Below are 24,151 nucleotides of genomic sequence, written 5' to 3'. Positions count from 1 at the left end.
CACGTAGGCTTTTTCTCATCTTTGATAGGACTGCAAATGAAATTGTGGAAACACACCCTTATTGGCTTAGTTGCAACATTAAATATTGCAACCGCTTCAGCGACTCCCGTTGAGCTTGATCGCGTTGCCGTTATCGTCAATAGCGGCGTTATTTTGCAAAGCGATATTAATAGCGCCATAAAAACCCTGTACATCAATGCTAAGAAAAATAACCAAACACTTCCTGATGAAAAGGTCCTGCGCGAACAAGTGATAGAAAAACTAATTATCGATACCGTTCAGCAGCAAGAAGCTGAGCGTATTGGGGTGCGGATCGATGATAATCGCCTTAATGAAGCCATCAATGAAATTGCTAAGAATAACAACCAAACGATTGACGAACTGACTACCTCTGTTGCCGCTGAAGATTTAACTTACGCAGAGTTTCGCGAACAAGTGCGCAAAGAAATTGCAGCTAGTGAAGCTCGCAATGCTCTTGTGCGCCGTCGAGTCAATATCCTCCCTGCTGAAGTCGATAACCTAGCCGATATCCTTGCCCAGGAAACCAATGCGACCGTTCAGTATAAAATTGGTCATATCCAGCTACGTTTTAGTGATGACCAAGATAAAACCGTTGTTGAGAAACAAGCCAAAGAATTAGCTGAAAAACTAAACCAAGGTGCTGATTTTAGTACCATGGCTTATACCTACTCTAAAGGTCCAAAGGCACTGCAAGGTGGTGATTGGGGCTGGATGCGTAAAGAAGAAATGCCAACTATCTTTGCTGATCAAATCAAAATGCAGAATAAAGGCACCATTATTGGTCCATTTCGCAGTGGTGTTGGCTTCCATATATTGAAAATTGAAGATGTGAAAGGTTTAGAAACCGTTGCGGTAACCGAAGTAAATGCGCGTCATATTCTGATAAAACCAACGGTTATTTTAAGTGATGACGGTGTACAAAAAGAGCTGAATGAATTTATCCGCCGCATTAATGCTGGTGAGGCTACCTTTGCCGAACTCGCTCAACAATACAGTCAAGACCCAGGTTCAGCAGCGCAAGATGGTGAATTAGGTTACCAAACACCTGACTTATACGTTCCAGAATTCAAACACCAAGTTGAAGTTTTACCTGTGGGTCAAATCAGTGAACCATTTAAAACCGTGCATGGCTGGCACATTGTTGAAGTGCTTGATCGCCGTGAAGTTGACCGCACCGATTCCGCAATAAAAAATAAAGCCTATCGTATTCTCTTTAACCGTAAATTTAATGAAGAAGCAAGTGCTTGGCTGCAAGAAATGCGCGCCAGTGCATTTGTGGAAATTTTAAAGGATGAGCAAGATGACAATTAAACGTATTGTTGTCACTGCTGGTGAGCCTGCGGGTATTGGTCCAGATTTAGTACTGGCGCTATCTAAAGAAGATTGGGCACATCAACTGATTGTGTGCGCTGATAAAACGTTACTCGAACAACGTGCACAACAGCTTGGTATTAATGTAAAACTTGAAGATTATGACTCAAGTGCGGAGCCGACCCCCCAACAAGCGGGGTCATTAGTTGTTGATCACATTCCTCTCGCAACCCCCGTTGTCGCGGGGAAGCTTGATGAAGCAAACGGTCATTATGTATTAAACACATTAGAAAGAGCCGCTTTAGGCTGTATGAATGATGAATTTGATGCTATTGTCACCGGCCCTGTGCATAAAGGGGTGATCAACCGTGCTGGTGTTGCTTTTAGTGGCCACACCGAGTTTTTTGCTGAGAAGTCAAATACACCATTAGTCGTGATGATGCTTGCAACTGAAGGATTAAGAGTGGCACTGGTGACGACTCACATTCCACTTGCGTATGTATCCAAAGCGGTTACGGAAGAGCGGTTAGAAAAAATCATTGAGATCCTACATAAGGATCTGTTGGAAAAATTTGCTATCACAGAACCGAAGATTTATGTGTGCGGATTAAATCCTCATGCAGGAGAAGATGGCTGCCTAGGTCGTGAAGAGATTGAAACCATCACGCCGACACTAGAAAAAATTCGTCAACAAGATGGCATTAATTTGATAGGCCCACTACCAGCCGACACCATCTTTAACGACAAATACTTGCAAGATGCCGACGCTGTTTTAGGCATGTATCACGACCAAGTTTTACCCGTATTAAAATACAAAGGTTTTGGTCGTTCAGTAAATATTACTCTTGGTCTACCCTTTATAAGAACATCGGTCGATCATGGCACCGCGCTCGAATTAGCAGGGAAAGGGGTTGCGGATACAGGGAGCTTTAGAACAGCACTCGCCTACGCGATTGACTTGGTAGAAAAGAAACCTAATTAATTTCGAGAAAACTATGAGAAATGATGTCCACTTAGGACACAAAGCGCGTAAACGTTTTGGTCAAAACTTCCTAAACGATCCATACATTATTGATGGTATTGTCTCTGCGATTAATCCACTACCAGGGCAAAACCTGGTTGAGATTGGTCCTGGTCTTGGTGCCATCACTGAACCTGTAGGCCGTGAAGTCGATAAATTTACGGTCATAGAGCTGGACCGTGACTTGGCCGAACGTCTCCGTAACCACCCTGAATTATCAAGTAAATTGACGATTCATGAAGGCGATGCCATGCGTTTCGACTTCACTCAATTAGTGAAGCCAAATAATAAACTGCGTATTTTTGGCAACTTGCCGTATAACATTTCAACACCGCTAATGTTCCACTTATTTGAATTTCATAAAGACATTCAAGACATGCACTTCATGTTGCAAAAAGAAGTGGTTAATCGTTTAGCTGCGGGCCCTGGTAGCAAGGCATACGGCCGTCTAACCGTTATGGCTCAGTATTTCTGTAAAGTAGTACCGGTGTTAGAAGTACCACCTACTGCATTTGTACCGCCACCAAAAGTAGATTCAGCCGTTGTACGTTTAGTGCCTTATGAAGTCCTACCGCATCCAACAACCAATATGAAGTGGTTGGAACGAGTGTGTCGTGATGGCTTTAACCAACGTCGTAAGACGGTACGTAACTGTTACAAAGGTTTAATTGAAGCGGAAACGTTAGAAGAACTTGGTGTTAACCCTGCTTTGCGCCCAGAAAACCTAACACTTGAACAGTTTGTTGCTATGGCAAACTGGTTAGACGCTAATCACGCCTAATGACGATTGAGCGATATACTTTCAATGTCTATCGCTCATCTATCAAACAAGGAGTTAACATGGACGTATCTCAACCTTGTATCAAAATCCAAGTCCAAACTAAATACATTGCCGAACAGTCAAGTCCTGAATTACATCGCTATATATTCGCTTACCTCATCACCATCACCAACTTAAGTAAACAGCAAGTTCAACTTATGAGCCGCCGCTGGCTTATCACTGACTCTAATGGTAAGCAAATGTCGATTGAAGGCGATGGCGTCGTTGGAGAGCAACCAATTATCCAAGCCAATGATGAATACTCCTATCACAGTGGAACGGCTTTAGAGACACCAGTCGGTGTTATGCAAGGTCACTATGTCATGCTTGATCAAGATCAGAATGAATTTATCGTAGAGATAGCCCCTTTTCGTCTCGCGATCCCTAACGTTTTAAACTAATGAGGTACTCGTGGCGAATTATATCGTCGGTGATATTCAAGGCTGTTTTGATGAACTTCAGCATCTGCTTGCTACCGTAAAATTTCAACCACAGCATGATACGCTTTGGCTAGCAGGTGACTTAGTCGCACGGGGGCCAAAATCATTAGAAACATTACGCTTTGTAAAAGCGCTAGGTAATTCAGCGCGCGTCGTGTTGGGTAACCATGATCTTCACTTACTCGCGGTATCTATTGGGATTCATCCGGCCAAATCTCGAGATAAAACACTGCCGATCCTTCAAGCTCATGACGCTGACGAACTATTAGAGTGGCTACGCCATCAACCACTTATGGCTGAACATCCCGAGTTTGTGATGTGTCATGCCGGTATTTCACCGCAGTGGGATCTCAATACAGCACGTGAAGCAGCAAAAGAAGTCGCCGCGGTTTTGCAAGGTGAAAACTGGCGCTGGTTGATAGAGCAGATGTATAGCAACACTCCCGATATCTGGAGTCACAAGCTGCAAGGTATCGAGCGTTATCGCTACATCATCAATGCTTATACCCGTATGCGATTTTGTTTTACGGATGGAAGGCTAGACATGGCGTGTAAGCTGCCGCCACAACAAGTTAGCGATGACGCACTCATCCCTTGGTTTGATGTTCCTCAGCGAATTCCCTTAGATAAAACCGTCATATTTGGTCACTGGGCCGCATTGGAAGGCTACCGCAGTCAATGCTGCATTGGATTGGATACTGGCTGTGTATGGGGAGGAACTCTGACCATGCTACGTTGGGAAGATCAACAATATTTCATTCAACCAGCTTTAGCACACAAAAACTAACGGATTAGAACATCCGGATCACCGCTTAATGGCGATCCGGAATCTGTTATTTCTTATCGAAAATCACAAACTGCATGTTGTGTGCATTTTTTTCATCCGCTTGATACGCTTCACGATGCACTTCCTGCCACTCACTTCCCCATTCAGGAAATTGGGTATCCCCCTCAACATTTAAGTCAATAAAGGTGAGGTATAGCTTATTGGCTTTTGGCATACAGGCTTGATAGATAGAGCCCCCACCAATGATCATCACTTCATCCACATCACCCGCAACCTTGATTGCTTCATCTATGGAAGGTGCAACACATACTCCTTCAATCATCAGAGAAGCATCACGGCTGATCACGATATTATGGCGACCAGGTAGAGGACGACCAATCGACTCATAGGTTTTACGCCCCATGATCACAGGTTTACCTAAAGTACAGCGCTTAAACCACGCAAAATCCGCAGGTAAATGCCATGGCATTTGATTATCTTTACCAATAACTAGCTTGTCTGCCATCGCGGCAATCATACTGATGATCATAAAATAAGATCCTAGAGTGGAATGAGAGAAAACGATATTCCGCTTTCAATGTTCTAAACAATGGGTTTACGGCGATAGAATAACAAGCCTGGTACCGCGAGACCAACCGCTAAGCCGGCAATAATAAACATTGCTTTCAGAAAATTAGCCATCAGCGTCGAAAACAGTTCAGGGGTGAAGCCAAGATGGTTAATTTCAACCATGGCGATCATTGCTTTAAAAGCAAAGACACCAGGTACCATCGGGATTAACGCCGCAACAGTGAACACTTTGGGGTGTGCCAAAAATTTATGCGACCAATTAACGCCCACCATTCCAACAATGGTTGCGGCGAAAAAAGTCGCCCACTCAATTGGAATACCAAATTGCATCATCAAATAACGCGAGCCATGACCAATCGCACCACCTAAAGCACAGTACTTAAGTGCAGGCACGGGCACATTGAATACCAAAGCAAAACCCACCGCAGGAATCGCTGCAAAAAACATATCATTAGCTAAGCCAATCAATAAATTCATCCAATCCATGTTACCACCCCCACACGCCAGTCAGACTCATCGCTGCAACAATCCCAAGGCTAGTGGCCAAGGTGAGTAAACTGGCCATAACAAAGCGAGCAATGCCCATATTGATGTAGCCTTTAAGCATATCAGCAACCGCATTAATCAATGGAAAACCAGGCACTAACATCAATACCGAAGAAGCCATGACAATGGTCGGCTTATTACCTAATTGGTAGATGACCGCTTGAGTAGAAATGGTAGACGTAACAAATGCTGTGACCGCAAAGTTGACGAGCGGATTAAAGTGGCGATGGCCTATTTCTTGGCGAACGATCATGCCTACAGCAGAAGCAATGAAAGTCATTGCAAATACGGTCCAATCTCCGCCAGCCAAACGAGCGAATGCCGCACATGAAAGACCGATCATCACCACCACTAACCAACGATTATAGCGCTCTGGACTTATTTGATTGAGTTTCTTCTGTGCAAGAGAATAGTCTAAAATTCCTTTCTCCATCATGATACAAATGCGCTGCACTTGAGTCACAACTCGCATATTGATACCACGATCAGGGCAACGACGAGCGGTCGTAATGCAGTGGCTATCATAAACGGTAGTCAATACTAACGAACTGGCGGAAAGTGATACTTCCACTTCACTCATTCCACAGGCTGCGCCCATTCGACGCATAATATCACCCACTAAAGTGCTTTCAGCACCATGCGCTAATAACATCTGCCCTGCTTGGGCGACTAATCGAGAAACCGATCTCTGTTTGGATGCCATGATTCCTTTCCTAACGTCCTAAAAGTGCAACATTTTGCACGAAAATAAGTATCTGAAATTTGATTTAGACACAAAAAAGCCGCAATTGCTATTGCGGCTCAATACTTTGGACAAAATTAATCACGAACATAGATAACGTGACCGTCATCTTCTTCGTCATCCCAATCGTCCCAATCATCATCGTCATCTTCAGTAATAACGTTCTGACCACTCATTGCATCTTTATGGTAATCATCCCACATGAAGTCAACTTTTTGCGCTTCGCTTAGCTCTTCTTTTTCACGAGGTAATGTTTCCATAAAGTCAGCCAACTCACGGCATAACTCCGCGGTGCCTTTCTTATTCACAGCCGAAATTTTGAAGTATTTACCTTCCCAAGCCAATGCTTCCAAGATCTCTTGGATCTTTTCATCCGCTTCTTCTTCCAGCATAAGATCAACTTTGTTGAACACTAACCAACGTGGTTTTTGTGCTACTTTCTCGCTGTATTGCTCGAGCTCATCAATGATGGTTAGTGCATTTTGCGCCGGATCACTTTGATCAATCGGCATGATGTCGATCATATGCAGCAACACGCGACAACGCTCTAGGTGTTTTAAGAAGCGAATACCCAAGCCAGCACCATCCGCAGCGCCTTCGATCAAGCCTGGAATATCGGCAACCACAAAGCTCTTCTCAGGGACAACACTCACCACGCCTAAGCTTGGGATTAAGGTTGTAAACGGATAATCGGCAACTTTCGGTTTTGCAGCAGAAACAGAGCGAATGAACGTCGACTTACCCGCATTAGGTAAACCAAGCATACCGACATCAGCAAGCAGCAATAGCTCAAGACGCAACTCACGGACTTCACCTTTAGTACCCATTGTCTTTTGACGTGGAGCACGGTTAACCGAGGACTTAAAGCGAGTGTTTCCTAGACCGTGCCAACCGCCTTTTGCGACCATGACGGTTTTACCATGCTCAGCAACCTCACCAACGACTTCATTGGTATGGATATCAACCGCACGCGTACCGACAGGGACTTTTAGCGTGATGTCTTTACCGCGTTTACCAGTACAGTTGCCACCACTACCATTTTTACCACGCTCAGCTGCGTAGAAACGCTGGAATCGGTAGTCAATTAGAGTATTAAGGTTTTCGTCAGCTTGAATGTAGACGTCACCACCATCACCGCCATCGCCACCGTCAGGGCCACCTTTCGCCACGAATTTTTCACGCCAAAAGCTAACGACACCGTTACCGCCATCGCCCGCTTCGACTTTAATTACCGCTTCATCAACGAATTTCATTTGTTACTCCGCACTATTTGCGCTGCGATATCACTGTTACACAATGATATAAATTCTAGCAGATACAGACTCAGAATCGACCTTGGTCATCCTTTGTTTCACCTGCAATTGGAACACATAAGGAGAAACTCTAGCGATTAGAGTGTCTTCTTTTCTGTTCGACTGATAAATAAAAAACCCCACCGTAACGGCAGGGCTTTTGAATTCAGCTAGGTACTAAACTTATTCAGCTTCGATGCTAACAAATTTACGGTTTTTAGAACCTTTAACCTCAAACTTCACTTTACCTTCGGTAAGAGCGAAAAGAGTATGGTCTTTACCAATACCAACGTTAGTGCCTGCGTGGAACTTAGTACCACGTTGACGAACGATGATGTTACCTGCAAGAACAGATTCACCACCGAAACGCTTAACACCAAGACGTTTGCTTTCTGAATCGCGGCCGTTACGAGTAGAACCGCCAGCTTTTTTGTGTGCCATTGTTAAACTCTCCTAAATTACTTAAGCGTTGATGCCAGTGATTTTCACTTCAGTGAACCACTGACGGTGGCCTTGCTGCTTACGAGAGTGTTTACGACGACGGAACTTAACGATTTTAACTTTATCGCCACGACCGTGTTGTACTACTTCAGCAGTAATTTTACCGCCTTCAACAAGAGGTGCACCAACAGTGATAACCTCACCGTTAGCAACTAGAAGAACTTTATCAAATTCAACAGTTGCACCAGTTTCAACGTCTAATTTCTCTAAACGAAGAGTTTGACCTTCGCTTACACGGTGTTGTTTACCACCAGATTGGAAAACAGCGTACATATTTTACTCCGCTCTTTCCGCACAGCCGTATGCTTTTTATTTGAGCAATTTGGGTGTGCGCTAAACTAATCATCAATAGGGCGCAGATTCTACGCGAATGAGTACCCTAAGACAAGCCATATTTTGAAAAAATTGGCGAAAAGCTAATCGCCAATGAAAAGTGCCGCAATCATGCCTTTAAGCCATGTATTAATCAACGTTTTTTAGTGTATTATTCGAGAATTATAGAAGAACAAAATACCTTATAGGTTCTAACTTCAGCCGGATCAATCATGGATTTTAACGCTATCCAAACACTTACTGCCAACGACATGGCAAAAGTGAATGAAACAATTCAAGCTCAGCTCAACTCTGATGTATCTTTAATCAACCAATTAGGGTTTTATATTGTCAGTGGCGGAGGTAAACGCCTGCGCCCTCTGCTGGCCATCTTGTCAGCTCGTGCTCTCGGTTATCAGGGAGAGGCGCACACAACCGCAGCCGCATTTATCGAATTTATTCATACTGCGACCTTGTTGCACGATGATGTCGTCGATGAGTCTGACATGCGTCGTGGCAAAGCAACTGCCAATGCCGCGTTTGGTAATGCCGCCAGCGTGTTGGTCGGAGACTTCATCTACACCCGTTCATTCCAAATGATGACTAAGTTAGGATCATTAAGGATCCTCGAGTTAATGAGCGATGCTGTAAACGTCATTGCGGAAGGTGAAGTTCAGCAGTTAATGAACTGTAATGATCCTGACACCACCGAAGAAAGTTATATGCAGGTGATCTACTCAAAAACGGCACGTTTATTTGAAGCGGCAACTCAAATTGGCGCTATCTTAAACGATGCCCCTCAAGAGATCGAAACAGCTTTACAAAATTACGGCAAATACCTCGGCACCGCTTTCCAGCTCATCGATGACGTGATGGATTACACCTCTGATGGAAAAGAGATGGGCAAGAACGTTGGTGATGATCTAGCGGAAGGTAAACCCACTTTACCACTGCTGTATGCCATGCAAAATGGTACACCAGAACAAGCCAGTATGATCCGCGAGGCAATTGAAAAATCGAATGGCATGGAGCGTTTAGATGAAATTCTAGCGGTCATGAAGCAGACAGGTTCGTTAGAATATACAACGCAAAAAGCGCAACAAGAAGCCGATAAAGCGATAGCTGAACTTGCTGCAATTACTGATAGTGATTACAAGCAGGCGTTGATTACACTGGCTCATATGGCAGTGAACCGCACTAAGTAACCGATAATGATGGCTCGATATAACTTGCGATTTGTTCTTCTATTTTTTACCCGCAAGTAATCAAGCATTAGACAAACAGAGATGAAGTGCCTTGCTATCAAGGCGCTTCATCATTCTACTGAACATTAAGCTACAACCCACCTTGCCAAATCATCCCACAAGCAACAACAGCAACAACGGTCAAAGCACACGCGCCAAACTTCTCTCTCCCTTGGAATGGATGAATGCCCTGCTCCCGTTTAGCTTTGATGTAGAAATAAAGCCCTGGCAGATACAGCAATGCAGAGAGCATCAAATAATGCAAACCAGAAGCGTACAGCAACCACAACCCATAAATCGTCGCCGACAAACCAATGATGAGTAACTTGCCACGATTTTTCTGTTCAATCGCCAGCTTAAGCGTGAACGCACCGACCAAAAAATATGGCACTAAGATCATTTCAGATGCAAAGATCAACAAAGTGTCATAAGTACTGCCCGCATACATCACTAAAATCAATGAACACTGGATACAAATATTGGTTAACGTCAGCGCCTTAACCGGGCTGCCCGCTGCATTTTGTTTAGCGTAAATGGCTGGAAACACTTTATCTTTTGCGCATAAAAATGGCGCTTCAGATGCCAGCACTGTCCAGCTTAAAAATGCCCCACAAACAGAAATAATAAGACCGATACCAATGATGTACTCACCCCATGGGCCAATAATCATGGTCAGAACTTTTGCCATTGATGGATTTTGATATTGTGCCAGTTCTACCGGCTTAATTACCCCCATTGACAGCAAAGTCACCAGTACATATATCGTCAGAGCTGTCAACAAACCGAGAATGGTCGCTTTGCCAATATCAGCACGATGACGAGCTCGACTAGACACGACGACAGCACCTTCAATACCAATGAACACCCACACGGTAATCAACATTGTGCTTTTGATTTGGGTAAGCAAATCGTGTTCGCTGCCAAAATGGAGCCCAGTAAAATCTAGCGTAAATTTATCCCAACTAAAGGCAAATGCAGCGCAAAGAATAAACAGAACTAAAGGTACCATTTTCGCAAAGGTAGTAATGAGGTTAATAAACGCCGCGGTTTGCACTCCCCTTAACACCAGTAAATGCACAAGCCAGAGTAATACCGAAGCACTAGCAATAGAAACCCAAGTATTTCCTGCTCCGAAAATGACGCTATCTGGGCTATCAAAAAACATCCCTAACGTACTAAAAACGATGACTAGGTAAGAAACATTGGCGACCATGGCACTAAACCAATAACCCCAGGCAGAACAAAAACCTGCAAAGTCTCCAAAACCCTCTCTGGCGAAACCAAACACACCGCTATTGATGTGCGGCTTATGAATCGCTAATTGTTGGAAAGAAAGCGCAAGAAAGATCATCCCTATACCAGTGATCCCCCATCCAATCATGACGGCTAAAGGGCTAGCCACAGAGGCCATATTTTGCGGCAGGCTAAATACACCAGCACCAATCATTGAACCAATGACAAGCGCTGTGAGTGAGCCTAAACCGAGTTTATTATCCATGGTGATGTTCCTGTGAGTATCTACACATACGAGGAAGAAGGCGCTATTTTAGAGAACAATATGATAAGACATAGCCCTAAAGTGATCTTTATCACCTAGATAGTGATAAAGATGGCAACTTCATTGCCGAGGATCAAAAAGATAGTAAGTTCATCATCAAAATAACAGTGCAAACAGTAAAAAACTCCGCATTCTACACACAGAAAAGCGTCTTAATATAAAAAGTTGCATTAATTCAAACAATAATACTGAGTTAGCCTTAAAAATTAATTACAAAAATAGGTAAATATAGCGATTAAACCGCTTAAAACACACAAATACTAAACCGATTAAAGTGCTGTTATGAAAACATTTAGCCCATAAAAAATGCCGCTCTTAAAAGAGCAGCATTTTTAGCGTAATGATATTTCGCGATTATTTAGCGAATTCAACACCAATAGCGATATCACCTTGCAGTGTTTCAAGCATGCCGTCTAAAGCAGCTTGCTCATAAGCACTTAATACACCGTAGCTTAATACTTCTTCTACGCCATCTTTGCCTAATTTGATTGGTTGAGCAAAGAAAGAAGCATGTTCGCTACCACCATCAACGTAAGCGCACTCAACAATACCAGGTTCACCTTGCAGTGCTTTCACTAAAGACAGACCGAAACGGCAAGCCGCTTGTCCCATAGAAAGTGTCGCACTACCGCCACCCGCTTTTGCTTCAACCACTTCAGTACCCGCGTTTTGAATACGCTTAGTTAAAGCTTCGACTTCTTCAGCGCTAAACTCAACACCTTCAACTTGAGATAGAAGAGGCAAAATAGTGACACCAGAGTGACCACCAATAACTGGTACACGAACCTGGCCTGGATCTTTATCTTTAAGTGCTGCCACAAAGGTTTCAGAACGAATAACATCCAGTGTAGTCACACCAAACAATTTGCGCTTGTCGTACACACCCGCTTTTTTCAATACTTCAGCCGCAATTGGTACTGTTGTGTTTACTGGGTTAGTGATGATGCCAACGCAAGCTTTTGGGCACACTTTAGCAATTTTTTCTGCCAACGCTTTTACAATACCAGCATTAACATTGAATAGATCAGCACGATCCATACCTGGTTTGCGCGCAACACCAGCTGAAACTAAAACCACATCCGCACCTTCCAGTGCTGGTGTTGGATCTTCTCCAGCATAACCTTTGATCGATACCGGCGTCGGGATATGGCTAAGATCAGCAGCGACACCAGGAGTAACTGGTGCAATATCGTATAACGCTAGATCTGAACCAGCAGGAAGACGGTTTTTAAGTAGAAGTGCTAGGGCTTGACCGATGCCACCAGCGGCACCAATAACAGCTACTTTCATCGTAGTTCTCCTTGAGAGTTAATCTCTTATAAATGTTTTTAGTAGGGTATTTTTAAGGTAGAACGCTATAGCAATCACAATATGATTACAATCAATTAACGTCAGCTTTGCGACCTTGCGCAATCGCAAAAAACCGTGCCACAAAACCAGTGGCGATTATGACGCTTATTATCTTTACTGACAAAGGCTTAAGCCGCTATTCGACCAAAGTTTTACGTCAACTTTACAGTGACCTTTTAGACACTTTTGCAGGATAGTTTGGCTATAACTGCATAGCTATGCGAGAATATGCAGCAATAAATGTTCAATCGAAGACGATGACTATGCGCAATAATGATAAGCAAGATAATCTAGTTCGTGCTTTTAAAGCCCTACTAAAAGAAGAACGATTCGGCTCTCAAGGTGACATCGTTGATGCACTGCGTAACGAAGGGTTTGAGAATATCAACCAATCTAAAGTTTCTCGCATGCTCACTAAGTTTGGTGCCGTACGTACTCGCAATGCAAAAATGGAAATGGTTTACTGCCTTCCTGCTGAGCTTGGGGTTCCGACAGTATCAAGCTCACTGCGCGAACTGGTGCTAGATATCGACCATAACGCTGCACTGGTTGTGATCCATACCGGCCCTGGCGCAGCGCAGCTTATTGCTCGCTTGCTCGACTCTTTGGGGAAATCAGAAGGTATTTTAGGCGTAGTAGCCGGTGATGATACGATTTTTATCACCCCAACTTTGAATGTCACGACAAAGCAACTATTTGATTCTGTTTGCGATCTGTTTGAATACGCAGGTTAAACTTCAGCTCAAACTCCGCTCATTTTCTAACATTATCAGAGTCGTGCCGCTTATTGAGGCGTGACTCTGTTCACATCTTCAAAAATAAGACATCACTAATTAAGCGATAATAACTCATTGATAGGCAAGCCATTGTCATATATTTGACACTAAAGGAGTCACTAATATATAGCCTATTTCGCTATATTTTTTAACATTCCTATAATTATGTGTCGATTTTTTGGTATTATTTAGCCGCTTTTTCAACACACGGATTGAAAAAGACGACGTTTCCTAGTTAAGGAAACTCCCCCTATATTGCTATTATTTATGGGGTTAATAATGGATAAGGAAGGAAAATTCATGGCATTGAATAAATTGATTAAAGTTGGAGCGATTGCAGCTGCAGTGATTGGCGCGGGTGCGGTCAATGCTCAAGAGTTCATTACAATTGGTACCGGTTCGGTGACGGGTGTTTACTACCCAACAGGCGGTGCGATTTGTAAACTTGTCAACAAAGGACGTAAAGATCACAACATTCGTTGTTCTGTAGAATCAACTGGCGGCTCTATCTACAACGTTAACACTATTCGTGCTGGTGAGTTAGATTTCGGTATCGTTCAGTCAGATTGGCAGTACCACGGTTACAACGGTACCAGTAAATTTGAAGAGCAAGGTCCATTCAAAAAACTACGCGCGGTTTTCTCACTTCATACCGAACCTTTTAATATCATCGCGCGCGCTGATTCTGGCATTAATGGCGTAGCAGACCTGAAAGGTAAACGTGTCAACATTGGTAATCCAGGCTCTGGTGACCGCGCAACCATGGGCGTTGTTATGGATGCGATGGGTTGGACTAACGATAGCTTCAAACTTGCCTCTGAACTAAAAGGTTCTGAGCGTTCTCAAGCATTATGTGATAACAAAATTGATGCCTTCATCTACATGGTTGGGCACCCAAATGGTTCAATCAAAGAGGCAACAACTTCTTGTGATGCAAAATTAGTTTCTGCAACAGGGCCTGAGATTGAAAAAATCGTCGCTGATAACCCTTACTATGCATACAGCACAGTACCTGCTGGCATGTACCGTGGTACAGATCAAGATGTGAAAAGCTTTGGTGTAGCGGCAACATTAGTGACGAGCACTGACGTTTCAGACGATGTTGCCTACAACTTAGCTAAAGCAGTATTTGAAGATTTCGATACCTTCAAACGCCTACACCCTGCTTTCGCAAACTTGAAAAAAGAAGACATGGTAAAAGCGGGGATCTCTATTCCTCTTCACCCTGGCGCTGAAAAATACTACAAAGAAATTGGCCTGCTAAAATAATGTCGCACTGCGATAACTCATAACTTAGCGAACCAGAAAGGAGGTGTCATGCCTCCTTTCATTAACACATTCATATATTCCAAACCGTTAGAGTTTAGCCAAGCTGTTCAAACTCTATATCTTAGGGATGTATTTTGGTTTTCAATGATTAGAAAACCAACTTTGATCGATTCCTGAAAACCCTACTAATCTGTTCACGGCAATGAATCATTCATGCCGAATGCACTGATGTATGGAAACTTTTCAGATCAGACCATCACATAATAAGGATAACGTACATGACGAAGACAACGACTCAGTCTACCGATGTGCAAGAAATGGTGGCGCAATCCGATACTGGCGCAAGAAACCCAAGTGGGTTATCTGGGCGCATTCTATGGTTTGTCCCACTATGTTGGTCATTGTTCCAACTTTGGTATGCATCACCGTTACCATTTATCTTCAATTTTGCTGTCTTGAACGATACTCAAGCACGAGCCATTCATCTTACTTTTGCCGTATTCCTAGCGTTTACCGCTTATCCCGCCATGAAGAGTTCATCGCGAGATCGCATTCCTCTTATCGACTGGCTGTTGGCCCTAGCAGGAAGTTTCTCGGCTGCCTACATCTACCTTTTTTATACCGAGTTGGCGGGGCGTTCGGGAGCTCCGACAATATTAGACATCATCGTTTCAGTCATTGGTATGGTGTTACTTCTTGAAGCAACACGCAGAGCGTTAGGTCCACCGTTAATGATGGTGGCTGCGATATTCTTGCTCTATACCTTTGGCGGCCCATACATGCCAGATGTCATTGCTCATAAAGGTGCAAGCTTAAATAAAGCAATGTCGCATTTATGGCTAACGACTGAAGGGGTATTTGGGGTTGCGTTAGGGGTATCCACTTCTTTTGTCTTCCTCTTTGTTTTATTTGGCGCCATGCTTGAGCGTGCGGGAGCCGGTGCTTATTTCATTAAAGTAGCGTTTTCAATGCTTGGCCATATGCGTGGTGGTCCAGCAAAAGCTGCGGTGGTTGCATCCGGTTTATCTGGCCTAGTATCTGGCTCATCGATTGCCAACGTTGTGACAACCGGAACCTTTACCATTCCATTGATGAAACGAGTTGGCTTTCCGGGCACTAAAGCCGGAGCGGTCGAAGTTGCGGCATCAACCAACGGACAATTAACGCCACCAATCATGGGGGCGGCGGCATTTTTGATGGTCGAATATGTCGGTATCTCGTACGTTGAAGTTATCCGTGCCGCATTACTGCCTGCACTCATCTCTTACATTGCGCTTATCTATATTGTGCATTTAGAAGCCTGTAAAGCCGGTATGACCGGACTACCTCGTCGTAATACACCGACCTTGCTTCACAGCTTGCTCTCTTTTACCGGCACAATTTTAGGTTTGTGTGTCATCAGCGCCGTCGTTTATTACGGCATTGGCTGGACTAAAGACGTATTCGGCGCAGCAGCAACCCCTATCGTTACCATTGCATTACTGTTGACCTATGTCGCCTTAGTTAAGATCTCTGCTAGCTATGCCGCTGAAGGGGCAATGGATATGGATGCCGAACTGACCGAAGTTCCGGATCCGGGTCCGACGGTAAAGTCTGGTCTTCATTACCTCTTACCAATTGTGGTTCTAGTCTGGTGCTTAACGGTAGAACGTTTTTCCCCAGGGCTTTCCGCCTTCTGGGCCACCGTGTTTATGATCTTTATTTTGATCACTCAACGACCTCTCATGTCGCTCATTAACAAAACCAATGATGTGAATACCCAGATCAAAGCGGGTTTTATCGACTTAAGTGAAAGCCTAGTGTCTGGCGCTCGCAACATGATCGGTATTGGTGTAGCAACAGCGGCAGCAGGGACTGTCGTCGGTGTCGTGACGTTGACGGGGATTGGTCTCGTCATGACTGACTTTGTTGAGTTCATCTCTGGTGGTAGCGTGATCATGATGCTGATCTTCACCGCAGTGATCAGTCTGATCCTCGGTATGGGTCTACCAACAACAGCTAACTATATCGTTGTATCGACGTTAATGGCTCCGGTGATTGTTACTTTAGGCGCGGCACATGGGCTTATCATTCCACTGATTGCAGTCCACCTATTTGTGTTCTACTTCGGTATTTTGGCAGATGATACACCACCGGTTGGTCTCGCAGCCTTTGCCGCGGCGGCTATCGCGAAATCAGATCCGATTCGTACTGGTATTCAAGGTTTTGCCTACGATATTCGTACCGCTATTTTGCCATTTATGTTCGTGTTTAATACACAACTACTGTTGATGGGTATTGATACTTGGTGGCATTTAGCATTGACCATCTTCTCAGCCATCACGGCGATGCTACTGTTCTCAGCAGCAACTCAAGGGTGGTGGTTTACTCGCAGCAAATGGTGGGAAACCGTCTTATTGCTGGTGCTCACTTTCTCATTCTTCCGCCCTGGTTTTTGGTGGGATATGATTTATCCAGCGACCGAGATTCACCCAGGTACTGAGATTGCTCAAATTACTGAGGCGCTCAATGTCGGTGAGTCTATTGAACTGATCGTTGCTGGTGAAACACTTGACGGAGATTTCCGTTCAAAGACGGTACTACTACCTTTTAATGATAAAGCAGTAAGCGCTGAAGAGCGTATTCAGTCTATGGGGCTAACACTCAAGCAAGTCAATAACCGTATGATTGTCGACATGATTGAATTTGGTAGCCCAGCAGAAGCATCAGGGATTGATTTCGATTGGGAAATTCGCTCAGTCGTGGTTGATAGTGACCGTCCAATGAAAGAGTGGGTATTCCTACCTGCGCTACTATTGGTCATTGCTTTAGCATGGAATCAAAAACGCCGTATCAGAACACAAAAAATACGCGCTTAATCAATATGCCTAGCTAAAGCTAGGCATATACTTAACGGAAACAAGGTGCTCCAAAGCGCCATATCGCACAATGAGATAAACAATAATGTATAAACATATCCTTGTTCCAGTTGACCTAAATGATAAAGGCTTTGCAGATAAAGCCGTTGAACTTGCTGTTTGGCATGCAAGACATTCAAACGCTGAAATTCATCTATTAAACGTACTACCTGGCATTCACATGTCTATGGTCGCGACTTACTTCCCTAAAGATGCTGCAGCTAAAATGAAAAGTGATGTCAAGCAGCAGCTCAAACAGTTCGCTGATCAGCATATCGATGATGAAATTATTTACAAACTGCACGTAGCTGAAGGCAAAACCTACGCGACCATTTTAGATTATGCAGAAAAGCTCGGAGCGGATCTGATTGTGATGCCAAGCCATAAACGTTCGAAGATCGATAAAGTCATGTTGGGTTCAGTGGCGAGTAAAGTCGTGCAGCATTCACCGATTAACGTGTTGGTTGTAAAGCCACAAGGTTAAAAACCTTATCCCCCACCGAAAAAAGGCGCTGAATGCGCCTTTTTTACGTTAGGAATCAACTATCACATTAATCGATATTTCCACCTTTCCATTATGAGAATAGTTATCAATAATGTTTGTATCCCATAGATAATCAATAGGTATACGACATGAAAAAGACACTTAACTTTGCAGCTATACATTTTAGCATTGCGTTTACAGTGGCTTATTTATTAACCGGTGACATCATTCTCGGTAGCTTGATTGCTTTGCTTGAACCTATGGTCAACACAGTTGCTTTTTACTTCCATGAGAAGCTATGGGCTCAATATTCACTGCTGCAACGCTTTGCTCAGTCCGCCACAATCAAAACCACCAGTTTTGCTGTCATACATTTTAATGTCGCCTTTGGGGTCGCCTACTTAATGACAGGGAGCTTTTTAATTGGTGGGGTAATGGCGATGATCGAACCAAGCATTAATACTTGTGCTTACTACTTCTACGAGAAATTTTGGCAACGCAAACATGCAGCCACTTGGCACCCAGCCCATTGTTCACACTAAAATGTCTTGAAATTGCAGTAGAGGTGCAAACAAGTCCCTCAATGGCTGTAAACAAGGTAATTGGGAAAGTTGAGCGCCATCAGCAACTTCACAGCGCAAGGCTTACAAAGGAAAATGAGTGACACATAAATCTTCACTCAATGCGATATGAAATGATTGCTGCTGTCCATCAAGTTGCACGGTTAACGTGTAAAGATCACTCGGATCAAGCTTATTCAGATCAGCATATTTAGGGGCTTCAACTTGAAATAGCGCACTGGCGTGATCTTGACGTACATCGATCGGCAACTGATAGCTCATCCCATTAAATTTAACCACCGCCGCCACCAACCCTGGTGAGTAGGTTTTGTAGTGCAGATTGACCAAAAACTCACACCCACCACCGTGGTGCCAAATCTGTTCAGTGGTCACATGCTCTAAACGAACGTGACGAATAAACTGTAGATACGGCTGCTGCCAAATACCGATTCGTTGATCGTACTTTTTAACCTGATGATGGCCCAGTGGACAAAGTTCAATCGCATCTTCTTCATCAAGCAACCACTCTTCTTCCTGTTCGAGAAATAAAATCTCAAAACGATTGCGCCCAAGCTGCATTAAAGGACGAATATCTTTTTTATAGATAGACTGGCTACCATCACAATCGAAAAGGGCCACGCCGTTTAACCGTATTTCGGCATAAAAATCGATCCCTTCCAATACCAAATCTACCGCGGCAAACGCCAGCATAGACTCATCGACATCAATATCATGCATCAAATGCCATTCTTGTTCGGCAATCTGCTGCTCTGTCATTGTTTCAGGCAAAACTTGACTAAGAGGAGCAGGAAAGCACAAATCATCTTGAGGGATCGACAAATCAGTCAACGGTGAAAGCTGCCAAAAGCCAGCGAGAGAAAGTTGCATAATAAACTTGAGCCAGATCAATTTTGTCGCATTATATACAAAAAAAACACTCAAATGTGCGCTTACAGGTAACTATTTATTCTGTAGTCCAAGATAAGCAAAGATGAAATGTTGGATAAATCAATGCACCTTGCCTAGTTGCAGATAAAAAAATACCAGCAACAAGGCTGGCATTCTTTAACTGAGGAATTACTCTTCATCATCCTCGTCGTCGTCACCGTACAGTGCATCCTCACCAGAGTAGTAAGTGCCCCATCCATCGTAGATGATGTCATATTTTTCAGCAAGATTGATAAGCTTAGCCGCTTGTTCGTCAATAGCCTCGGCATTAAGCGTTGACTGCATTGTCGCATCACAGCACAGTAATTTATTGCCATCTTCATCTTCAGTTTCTTCAGCTTCAAGAACTTCAAAGCCCATTTTAAATGCTTCAACGACCGCTTTTTCTAACGTGTCAAAATCTTCAGCAAACAGATGGTGCTCAATCTCATATAACGCTTCTGGATCACTTCCATCTTCCAATAGTGCTTGAATGATGTCGCGAGTATCCTCTTTTTGGATTTCAATTAACTCTTCAACGGACACGTAATCATCTTGTTGAGGTTGAGACATAAGGCGCTCCAGATTTGGCAAAAATAGATCTAAATGAATTGCGACGAAATATGGCATGGATCGCTAAAAATTACCACCAACAAAGCATTAAGATCGTTATCTTTGTAGAAGATCATTCACCTTAAAACTCTCGTAAAGCGGCGAGACAGCATAATTTAACAATTTATTTTCAATTGACCACTTCAGCAGATTATCTGCCTATCGTTTTTGGTGAATTACGCCTGAAAGTGCCCATTTATCGATCATCCATGCATATTCGAAAATTAGAACTTACAGAGAATCTCTGACCTTTATTCACTAAAAACGCATAAAAGCGAAATTTTATGCATATATTGTTCATGCTTGATTACTTTCTATTTTACACAAAAGCGCATAATAAGGCATTTTCTATTCTAGCTCTTATTTATGTAAAATTGGAATTTATGAGTGTTAAAGTAAATATTAATGAAATTTAAAACTAATAATGTTGGTTTTTTTGGTTTATATTACCAGAAGGATAACTTGCATCTTAACGGTAAGCTTGTCATTAATAGCCTCAGGAATAAGAGTAAGGATACAAAATGAGTAAGTTGTACGTGGGATCTGAAGTAGGCCATTTACGAAGAGTACTGTTAAATCGACCAGAACGCGCCTTAACCCATCTTACCCCTTCGAACTGTCATGAACTGCTGTTTGATGACGTTCTCGCGGTAGAAGATGCGGGAAAAGAACACGATGCTTTTGCTGATACACTAAGAAAGCAGGATGTCGAAGTATTGCTATTGCATGATCTTTTAGTCGATACCTTAGCGGTGGCAGAAGCAAAAACCTGGCTGCTTGATACTCAGATATCTGATTTTCGCTACGGGCCGATCTTTGCTCGCGATCTTCGCCGTTATCTAGCCGAGATGGACAACGAGCACCTTGCCACTATTTTACTTGGTGGGCTAGCCTATTCGGAACTACCGATACCTTCATCATCAATGCTACCAAAGATGCATAGACCATTGGATTTTGTGATTGAGCCTCTACCCAACCACCTATTCACTCGTGATACATCATGCTGGGTATACGGTGGCGTATCACTCAACCCAATGATGAAACCAGCTCGTCAACGTGAAACTAACCATCTGCGTGCAATTTATCGCTGGCACCCAGTCTTTGCTGGTCAAGATTTCATTAAATATTTTGGCGATGAAGATCTGCATTACGATAATGCCAATATCGAGGGTGGTGACGTACTGGTGATTGGTAAAGGTGCGGTTCTGATTGGTATTTCAGAACGAACCACACCACAAGGTGTAGAAAATTTAGCGGCGAACCTATTCAAACATGGTCAAGCCAAAGAGGTAATTGCGGTTAATTTACCCAAACATCGCTCTTGCATGCACCTAGATACCGTCATGACACATATGGATATTGATACGTTCTCTGTCTATCCGGAAATTATGCGTAAAGACTTAGATACCTGGCGTTTAACACCAAAAAACGATGCTGATATACAGGTCGAAAATGTCCCCAGTTATATTCACGCCATTGAATCGGCCCTCGAGGTTGATTACCTTAAAATCATCACCACTGGTGGTGACAGCTATGAAGCAGAGCGTGAACAGTGGAATGATGCTAACAACGTACTGACAGTAAAGCCAGGCGTGGTTATCGGTTACGAACGCAATGTGTATACCAACGAAAAATACGATAAAGCAGGTATTGAAGTACTTACGATTCCAGGAAATGAGCTTGGACGCGGTCGCGGTGGAGCACGCTGCATGAGTTGCCCAATTGAACGCGATGGTATTTAACCATTTCTAACTTGGTAAGTATTGCCTCATAAAAAAGCGGCGAATCATATCGCCGCTTTTTGTTAATCCAACCACCCCAAAAGTGCTTATTCCGTACCACCAACCGTCAAGGAATCAAGTTTAAGTGTGGGCTGACCGACACCCACTGGTACACTTTGTCCTGCTTTACCACACACGCCAACACCACGGTCAATGCTTAGATCATTGCCGACCATCGACACCTGCTGCATAGCTTCAATCCCTGAACCGATCAAGGTTGCACCTTTAATTGGGTGAGTGATCTTACCATTTTCAATCATGTAAGCTTCTGAAGCTGAGAAAACAAACTTACCAGATGTAATATCGACCTGACCACCGCCAAAATTAGGCGCATAGACCCCTTTTTTAACGGTAGAAATGATCTCTTCTGGTGTGTGTTCACCTGGCAACATGTAAGTATTGGTCATACGCGGCATAGGCAAATGTGCGTAAGATTCACGACGACCGTTACCGGTCGGGTTCACGCCCATCAAGCGCGCATTAAGCTTATCTTGCATGTAGCCTTTTAATACGCCCTTTTCAATCAAGGTATTATATTGGCCGTTCACCCCTTCATCATCAACATTGAGTGAACCACGCAAATCTTTCAAAGTGCCATCATCAACAATAGTACAAAGATCTGAAGTCACTTTTTGGCCGATCTTACCGGAAAATACCGATGAGCCTTTACGGTTGAAATCACCTTCCAGACCATGTCCGACCGCTTCGTGAAGCAGTACACCCGGCCAGCCAGAACCCAAGACCACTGGCATAGTGCCCGCGGGAGCGGCTACCGCTTCTAAATTCACTAACGCTTGGCGAATCGCTTCATCTGCAAATTGGAAAGCAATTTTGCTTCCGTCTTGTTCAGTCAAGAAAAAGTCGTAGCCAAAGCGTCCACCACCACCAGCACTACCGCGCTCACGGCGGTCACCTTTTTGAGCCAATACGCTGATAGACAAACGAACCAATGGGCGTATATCCCCAGCATAAGTGCCATCAGTGGCAGCGACTAACATTTGTTCGTGCACACCACTTAAGCTAACCGACACCTCCTGAACCATTGGCTCTTTAGTTCGGATGTAAGCATCGAGCTCTTTGAGGAGATCTGTTTTTTGCTGCTTTTGCCAGCTTTCTAATGGATTATCCGCAGAGTAAAAGGCTTGGTTATCGGTTCGCTTAAATGCTTGAACACGGCCATTTTTACCTTGCTGAGCAATACCACGCGCCGCCATAGCACTTTGTTTCAACCCTTCAAGTTGAATTTGGTCTGAATAGGCAAACCCCGTTTTCTCTCCGGTAACAGCGCGTACGCCAACACCGCAGTCGATATTAAATGAACCATCTTTGATAATGCTGTCTTCAAGTACCAATGACTCATGCCAGCTAGATTGAAAATAGATATCGGCATAATCAATTTGGCGAGTGGCAATGCTCGCTAGCGTGTCAGCAATATCTTGCTCAGTTAAGCCAGCGGGTTTTAATAGTGCATCTTCAATGCGGTTAATACTCATAGTTTGCTCTTATCATCTATAAATTGATTCGTGAATCGTGTATGTGTGGCAATGGGCATGCGTTGGCGAATCTGCTCAACGATGCTTAAATCAATATCAACCACCAAGTTATCAGCTTGGTTGGCTAAGCTTGCGACAACTTCACCCCAAGGATTGATAACCATAGAATGCCCCCAAGTTTCACGCCCACATGGATGAACGCCCGTTTGCCCGACGGCAACGACCCAACACTGATTTTCTATCGCTCGCGCTCGCAGCAGAATTTCCCAATGTGCTTGTCCAGTCACAGCGGTAAAAGCTGCGGGAACTATTAAAATCTGTGCACCTTGTTTTCGAAGCTGAGAATACAAATGAGGAAAGCGAACATCATAACAGATGGATAGACCTATTTGACCAAATGGTGTCGAAACAACATTCAGCTTTGTGCCGGGGGTAAAAGTTTCAGACTCTCGATAGCGTTGATGGCCATCGGTAACATCAACATCAAACATATGTAGCTTATCGTAATGTGCGCAAAGTGTGCCTTGCGCATCAAACAGCAACGATGTTGTCGTCACAGCAGCACCTTGCTTAATCGGCATACTACCAACCAACAACCAGACCCGATACTGACGCGCAATCGATGCTAACTTGGCTTGAATATCACCTTGCCCTAGTGGCTCTGCATATTGGTGATAATCTTGCCGAGTACCAAATACAATCGAGTTTTCTGGTGTGACAACCCATTGAGCGCCTTGAGCAGCCAACTGACTAACTTGTTGCTCGATATCAGCAAGATTCAAATCCGGCCGAGGGCCGGAAGTCATTTGAATAAGTCCTACGCTATCCATGCTTGTG

General features: G+C 43.8%; 24 protein-coding genes. 12 read left to right on the top strand and 12 right to left on the bottom strand.

The window, feature by feature from the left end; genetic code table 11:
* Positions 1 to 36 precede the first annotated feature (36 nt).
* From surA to apaH, 5 genes are read left to right on the top strand one after another with little or no spacing between them, the layout of a single operon-like run.
* Positions 37 to 1,332 carry a peptidylprolyl isomerase SurA gene (gene surA / locus EYW48_RS12415; RefSeq protein WP_172532102.1) on the top strand — a complete coding sequence of 432 codons (1,296 nt, stop codon included), beginning with the start codon at positions 37 to 39 and terminating at the stop codon, positions 1,330 to 1,332.
* Positions 1,313 to 2,314, top strand: coding sequence for a 4-hydroxythreonine-4-phosphate dehydrogenase PdxA (pdxA, locus tag EYW48_RS12410; protein ID WP_171979673.1), 1,002 nt, complete (start codon positions 1,313 to 1,315; stop codon positions 2,312 to 2,314). Before surA ends, pdxA begins: the two co-directional genes overlap by 20 nt.
* Positions 2,315 to 2,327: 13 nt before the next feature.
* Positions 2,328 to 3,134, top strand: a complete 807-nt coding sequence (rsmA, locus tag EYW48_RS12405) for a 16S rRNA (adenine(1518)-N(6)/adenine(1519)-N(6))-dimethyltransferase RsmA (protein ID WP_053308754.1) — start codon at positions 2,328 to 2,330, stop codon at positions 3,132 to 3,134.
* Positions 3,135 to 3,193: 59 nt separating this feature from the next.
* Positions 3,194 to 3,574: a Co2+/Mg2+ efflux protein ApaG gene (gene apaG / locus EYW48_RS12400; RefSeq protein WP_053308755.1), complete on the top strand. Its 381-nt coding sequence runs from the start codon at positions 3,194 to 3,196 to the stop codon at positions 3,572 to 3,574.
* Positions 3,575 to 3,584: 10 nt separating this feature from the next.
* A complete protein-coding gene (apaH, locus tag EYW48_RS12395; protein ID WP_176312135.1) occupies positions 3,585 to 4,400 on the top strand; it encodes a bis(5'-nucleosyl)-tetraphosphatase (symmetrical) ApaH in 816 nt (271 codons plus the stop codon).
* 46 nt (positions 4,401 to 4,446) lie between these two features.
* On the opposite strand, the gene folA is transcribed toward apaH, so the two are convergent.
* The 6 genes from folA to rplU form a co-directional block, all read right to left on the bottom strand.
* Positions 4,447 to 4,929 carry a type 3 dihydrofolate reductase gene (folA, locus tag EYW48_RS12390; protein WP_277432488.1) on the bottom strand — a complete coding sequence of 161 codons (483 nt, stop codon included), beginning with the start codon at positions 4,927 to 4,929 and terminating at the stop codon, positions 4,447 to 4,449.
* A 53-nt stretch (positions 4,930 to 4,982) separates the two neighbouring features.
* Positions 4,983 to 5,456 carry a threonine/serine exporter family protein gene (locus EYW48_RS12385; protein WP_053308758.1) on the bottom strand — a complete coding sequence of 158 codons (474 nt, stop codon included), beginning with the start codon at positions 5,454 to 5,456 and terminating at the stop codon, positions 4,983 to 4,985.
* A gap of 1 nt (position 5,457) precedes the next feature.
* Positions 5,458 to 6,219: a threonine/serine exporter ThrE family protein gene (locus EYW48_RS12380; protein ID WP_053308759.1), complete on the bottom strand. Its 762-nt coding sequence runs from the start codon at positions 6,217 to 6,219 to the stop codon at positions 5,458 to 5,460.
* 116 nt (positions 6,220 to 6,335) lie between these two features.
* On the bottom strand, positions 6,336 to 7,511 hold the full coding sequence (gene cgtA / locus EYW48_RS12375; protein ID WP_053308760.1) for an Obg family GTPase CgtA: 1,176 nt from the start codon (positions 7,509 to 7,511) through the stop codon (positions 6,336 to 6,338).
* A gap of 222 nt (positions 7,512 to 7,733) precedes the next feature.
* Positions 7,734 to 7,991, bottom strand: coding sequence for a 50S ribosomal protein L27 (gene rpmA / locus EYW48_RS12370; protein ID WP_053308761.1), 258 nt, complete (start codon positions 7,989 to 7,991; stop codon positions 7,734 to 7,736).
* Positions 7,992 to 8,012: 21 nt separating this feature from the next.
* Positions 8,013 to 8,324, bottom strand: coding sequence for a 50S ribosomal protein L21 (rplU, locus tag EYW48_RS12365; protein WP_053308762.1), 312 nt, complete (start codon positions 8,322 to 8,324; stop codon positions 8,013 to 8,015).
* A gap of 272 nt (positions 8,325 to 8,596) precedes the next feature.
* Here rplU and ispB point away from each other — a divergent pair, with 272 nt between their 5' ends.
* On the top strand, positions 8,597 to 9,568 hold the full coding sequence (gene ispB / locus EYW48_RS12360) for an octaprenyl diphosphate synthase (RefSeq protein WP_053308763.1): 972 nt from the start codon (positions 8,597 to 8,599) through the stop codon (positions 9,566 to 9,568).
* A gap of 130 nt (positions 9,569 to 9,698) precedes the next feature.
* On the opposite strand, the gene EYW48_RS12355 is transcribed toward ispB, so the two are convergent.
* Both EYW48_RS12355 and mdh read right to left on the bottom strand, forming a co-directional pair.
* Complete coding sequence (locus EYW48_RS12355) at positions 9,699 to 11,105, bottom strand: basic amino acid/polyamine antiporter (RefSeq protein WP_053308764.1); 1,407 nt, start codon at positions 11,103 to 11,105, stop codon at positions 9,699 to 9,701.
* A 414-nt stretch (positions 11,106 to 11,519) separates the two neighbouring features.
* Positions 11,520 to 12,455, bottom strand: a complete 936-nt coding sequence (gene mdh, locus EYW48_RS12350) for a malate dehydrogenase (protein ID WP_053308765.1) — start codon at positions 12,453 to 12,455, stop codon at positions 11,520 to 11,522.
* Positions 12,456 to 12,778: 323 nt separating this feature from the next.
* Here mdh and argR point away from each other — a divergent pair, with 323 nt between their 5' ends.
* From argR to EYW48_RS12325, 5 genes are all read left to right on the top strand, one after another.
* Positions 12,779 to 13,249: a transcriptional regulator ArgR gene (gene argR / locus EYW48_RS12345; protein ID WP_053308838.1), complete on the top strand. Its 471-nt coding sequence runs from the start codon at positions 12,779 to 12,781 to the stop codon at positions 13,247 to 13,249.
* A gap of 342 nt (positions 13,250 to 13,591) precedes the next feature.
* Positions 13,592 to 14,560: a TAXI family TRAP transporter solute-binding subunit gene (locus EYW48_RS12340; protein WP_171979676.1), complete on the top strand. Its 969-nt coding sequence runs from the start codon at positions 13,592 to 13,594 to the stop codon at positions 14,558 to 14,560.
* 278 nt (positions 14,561 to 14,838) lie between these two features.
* The gene (locus EYW48_RS12335) at positions 14,839 to 17,418 is read left to right on the top strand and encodes a TRAP transporter permease (RefSeq protein ID WP_176313248.1); all 2,580 of its coding nucleotides are present in this window, start codon (positions 14,839 to 14,841) and stop codon (positions 17,416 to 17,418) included.
* A gap of 85 nt (positions 17,419 to 17,503) precedes the next feature.
* On the top strand, positions 17,504 to 17,941 hold the full coding sequence (locus tag EYW48_RS12330; RefSeq protein ID WP_053308768.1) for a universal stress protein: 438 nt from the start codon (positions 17,504 to 17,506) through the stop codon (positions 17,939 to 17,941).
* 149 nt (positions 17,942 to 18,090) lie between these two features.
* Positions 18,091 to 18,483, top strand: a complete 393-nt coding sequence (locus EYW48_RS12325; protein ID WP_277432487.1) for a DUF2061 domain-containing protein — start codon at positions 18,091 to 18,093, stop codon at positions 18,481 to 18,483.
* Positions 18,484 to 18,585: 102 nt separating this feature from the next.
* On the opposite strand, the gene EYW48_RS12320 is transcribed toward EYW48_RS12325, so the two are convergent.
* Both EYW48_RS12320 and rraB read right to left on the bottom strand, forming a co-directional pair.
* Positions 18,586 to 19,389 carry a hypothetical protein gene (locus EYW48_RS12320; RefSeq protein ID WP_053308839.1) on the bottom strand — a complete coding sequence of 268 codons (804 nt, stop codon included), beginning with the start codon at positions 19,387 to 19,389 and terminating at the stop codon, positions 18,586 to 18,588.
* 189 nt (positions 19,390 to 19,578) lie between these two features.
* Positions 19,579 to 20,001 (bottom strand): ribonuclease E inhibitor RraB, encoded by a 423-nt coding sequence (rraB, locus tag EYW48_RS12315; RefSeq protein WP_274674870.1) that lies wholly within the window; start codon positions 19,999 to 20,001, stop codon positions 19,579 to 19,581.
* 560 nt (positions 20,002 to 20,561) lie between these two features.
* On the opposite strand from rraB, the gene arcA reads away from it, so the two are divergent.
* Positions 20,562 to 21,782: an arginine deiminase gene (gene arcA, locus EYW48_RS12310; RefSeq protein ID WP_053308805.1), complete on the top strand. Its 1,221-nt coding sequence runs from the start codon at positions 20,562 to 20,564 to the stop codon at positions 21,780 to 21,782.
* A gap of 86 nt (positions 21,783 to 21,868) precedes the next feature.
* On the opposite strand, the gene tldD is transcribed toward arcA, so the two are convergent.
* Together tldD and EYW48_RS12300 are read right to left on the bottom strand one after the other, a co-directional pair.
* A complete protein-coding gene (tldD, locus tag EYW48_RS12305; RefSeq protein WP_168523484.1) occupies positions 21,869 to 23,314 on the bottom strand; it encodes a metalloprotease TldD in 1,446 nt (481 codons plus the stop codon).
* Positions 23,311 to 24,144, bottom strand: a complete 834-nt coding sequence (locus EYW48_RS12300) for a carbon-nitrogen hydrolase family protein (RefSeq protein WP_171979689.1) — start codon at positions 24,142 to 24,144, stop codon at positions 23,311 to 23,313. The genes tldD and EYW48_RS12300 overlap by 4 nt, the downstream gene beginning before the upstream one ends.
* Positions 24,145 to 24,151 lie beyond the last annotated feature (7 nt).

The sequence above is a fragment of the Vibrio sp. 1180_3 genome (genome assembly GCF_029478545.1).
Lineage (GTDB): Bacteria > Pseudomonadota > Gammaproteobacteria > Enterobacterales > Vibrionaceae > Vibrio > Vibrio aestuarianus.
This window is presented reverse-complemented; position numbering and strand designations above follow the sequence as displayed.

Excerpts from the sequence above, each read along its gene's own strand:
- surA (WP_172532102.1), top strand. The coding sequence starts at position 37 with ATGAAATTGTGGAAACACACCCTTATTGGCTTAGTTGCAACATTAAAT.
- pdxA (WP_171979673.1), top strand. The coding sequence starts at position 1,313 with ATGAGCAAGATGACAATTAAACGTATTGTTGTCACTGCTGGTGAGCCT.
- rsmA (WP_053308754.1), top strand. The coding sequence starts at position 2,328 with ATGAGAAATGATGTCCACTTAGGACACAAAGCGCGTAAACGTTTTGGT.
- apaG (WP_053308755.1), top strand. The coding sequence starts at position 3,194 with ATGGACGTATCTCAACCTTGTATCAAAATCCAAGTCCAAACTAAATAC.
- folA (WP_277432488.1), bottom strand. The coding sequence starts at position 4,929 with ATGATCATCAGTATGATTGCCGCGATGGCAGACAAGCTAGTTATTGGT.
- EYW48_RS12385 (WP_053308758.1), bottom strand. The coding sequence starts at position 5,456 with ATGGATTGGATGAATTTATTGATTGGCTTAGCTAATGATATGTTTTTT.
- EYW48_RS12380 (WP_053308759.1), bottom strand. The coding sequence starts at position 6,219 with ATGGCATCCAAACAGAGATCGGTTTCTCGATTAGTCGCCCAAGCAGGG.
- cgtA (WP_053308760.1), bottom strand. The coding sequence starts at position 7,511 with ATGAAATTCGTTGATGAAGCGGTAATTAAAGTCGAAGCGGGCGATGGC.
- rpmA (WP_053308761.1), bottom strand. The coding sequence starts at position 7,991 with ATGGCACACAAAAAAGCTGGCGGTTCTACTCGTAACGGCCGCGATTCA.
- rplU (WP_053308762.1), bottom strand. The coding sequence starts at position 8,324 with ATGTACGCTGTTTTCCAATCTGGTGGTAAACAACACCGTGTAAGCGAA.
- ispB (WP_053308763.1), top strand. The coding sequence starts at position 8,597 with ATGGATTTTAACGCTATCCAAACACTTACTGCCAACGACATGGCAAAA.
- EYW48_RS12355 (WP_053308764.1), bottom strand. The coding sequence starts at position 11,105 with ATGGATAATAAACTCGGTTTAGGCTCACTCACAGCGCTTGTCATTGGT.
- mdh (WP_053308765.1), bottom strand. The coding sequence starts at position 12,455 with ATGAAAGTAGCTGTTATTGGTGCCGCTGGTGGCATCGGTCAAGCCCTA.
- argR (WP_053308838.1), top strand. The coding sequence starts at position 12,779 with ATGCGCAATAATGATAAGCAAGATAATCTAGTTCGTGCTTTTAAAGCC.
- EYW48_RS12340 (WP_171979676.1), top strand. The coding sequence starts at position 13,592 with ATGGCATTGAATAAATTGATTAAAGTTGGAGCGATTGCAGCTGCAGTG.
- EYW48_RS12335 (WP_176313248.1), top strand. The coding sequence starts at position 14,839 with ATGACGAAGACAACGACTCAGTCTACCGATGTGCAAGAAATGGTGGCG.
- EYW48_RS12330 (WP_053308768.1), top strand. The coding sequence starts at position 17,504 with ATGTATAAACATATCCTTGTTCCAGTTGACCTAAATGATAAAGGCTTT.
- EYW48_RS12325 (WP_277432487.1), top strand. The coding sequence starts at position 18,091 with ATGAAAAAGACACTTAACTTTGCAGCTATACATTTTAGCATTGCGTTT.
- EYW48_RS12320 (WP_053308839.1), bottom strand. The coding sequence starts at position 19,389 with ATGCAACTTTCTCTCGCTGGCTTTTGGCAGCTTTCACCGTTGACTGAT.
- rraB (WP_274674870.1), bottom strand. The coding sequence starts at position 20,001 with ATGTCTCAACCTCAACAAGATGATTACGTGTCCGTTGAAGAGTTAATT.
- arcA (WP_053308805.1), top strand. The coding sequence starts at position 20,562 with ATGAGTAAGTTGTACGTGGGATCTGAAGTAGGCCATTTACGAAGAGTA.
- tldD (WP_168523484.1), bottom strand. The coding sequence starts at position 23,314 with ATGAGTATTAACCGCATTGAAGATGCACTATTAAAACCCGCTGGCTTA.
- EYW48_RS12300 (WP_171979689.1), bottom strand. The coding sequence starts at position 24,144 with ATGGATAGCGTAGGACTTATTCAAATGACTTCCGGCCCTCGGCCGGAT.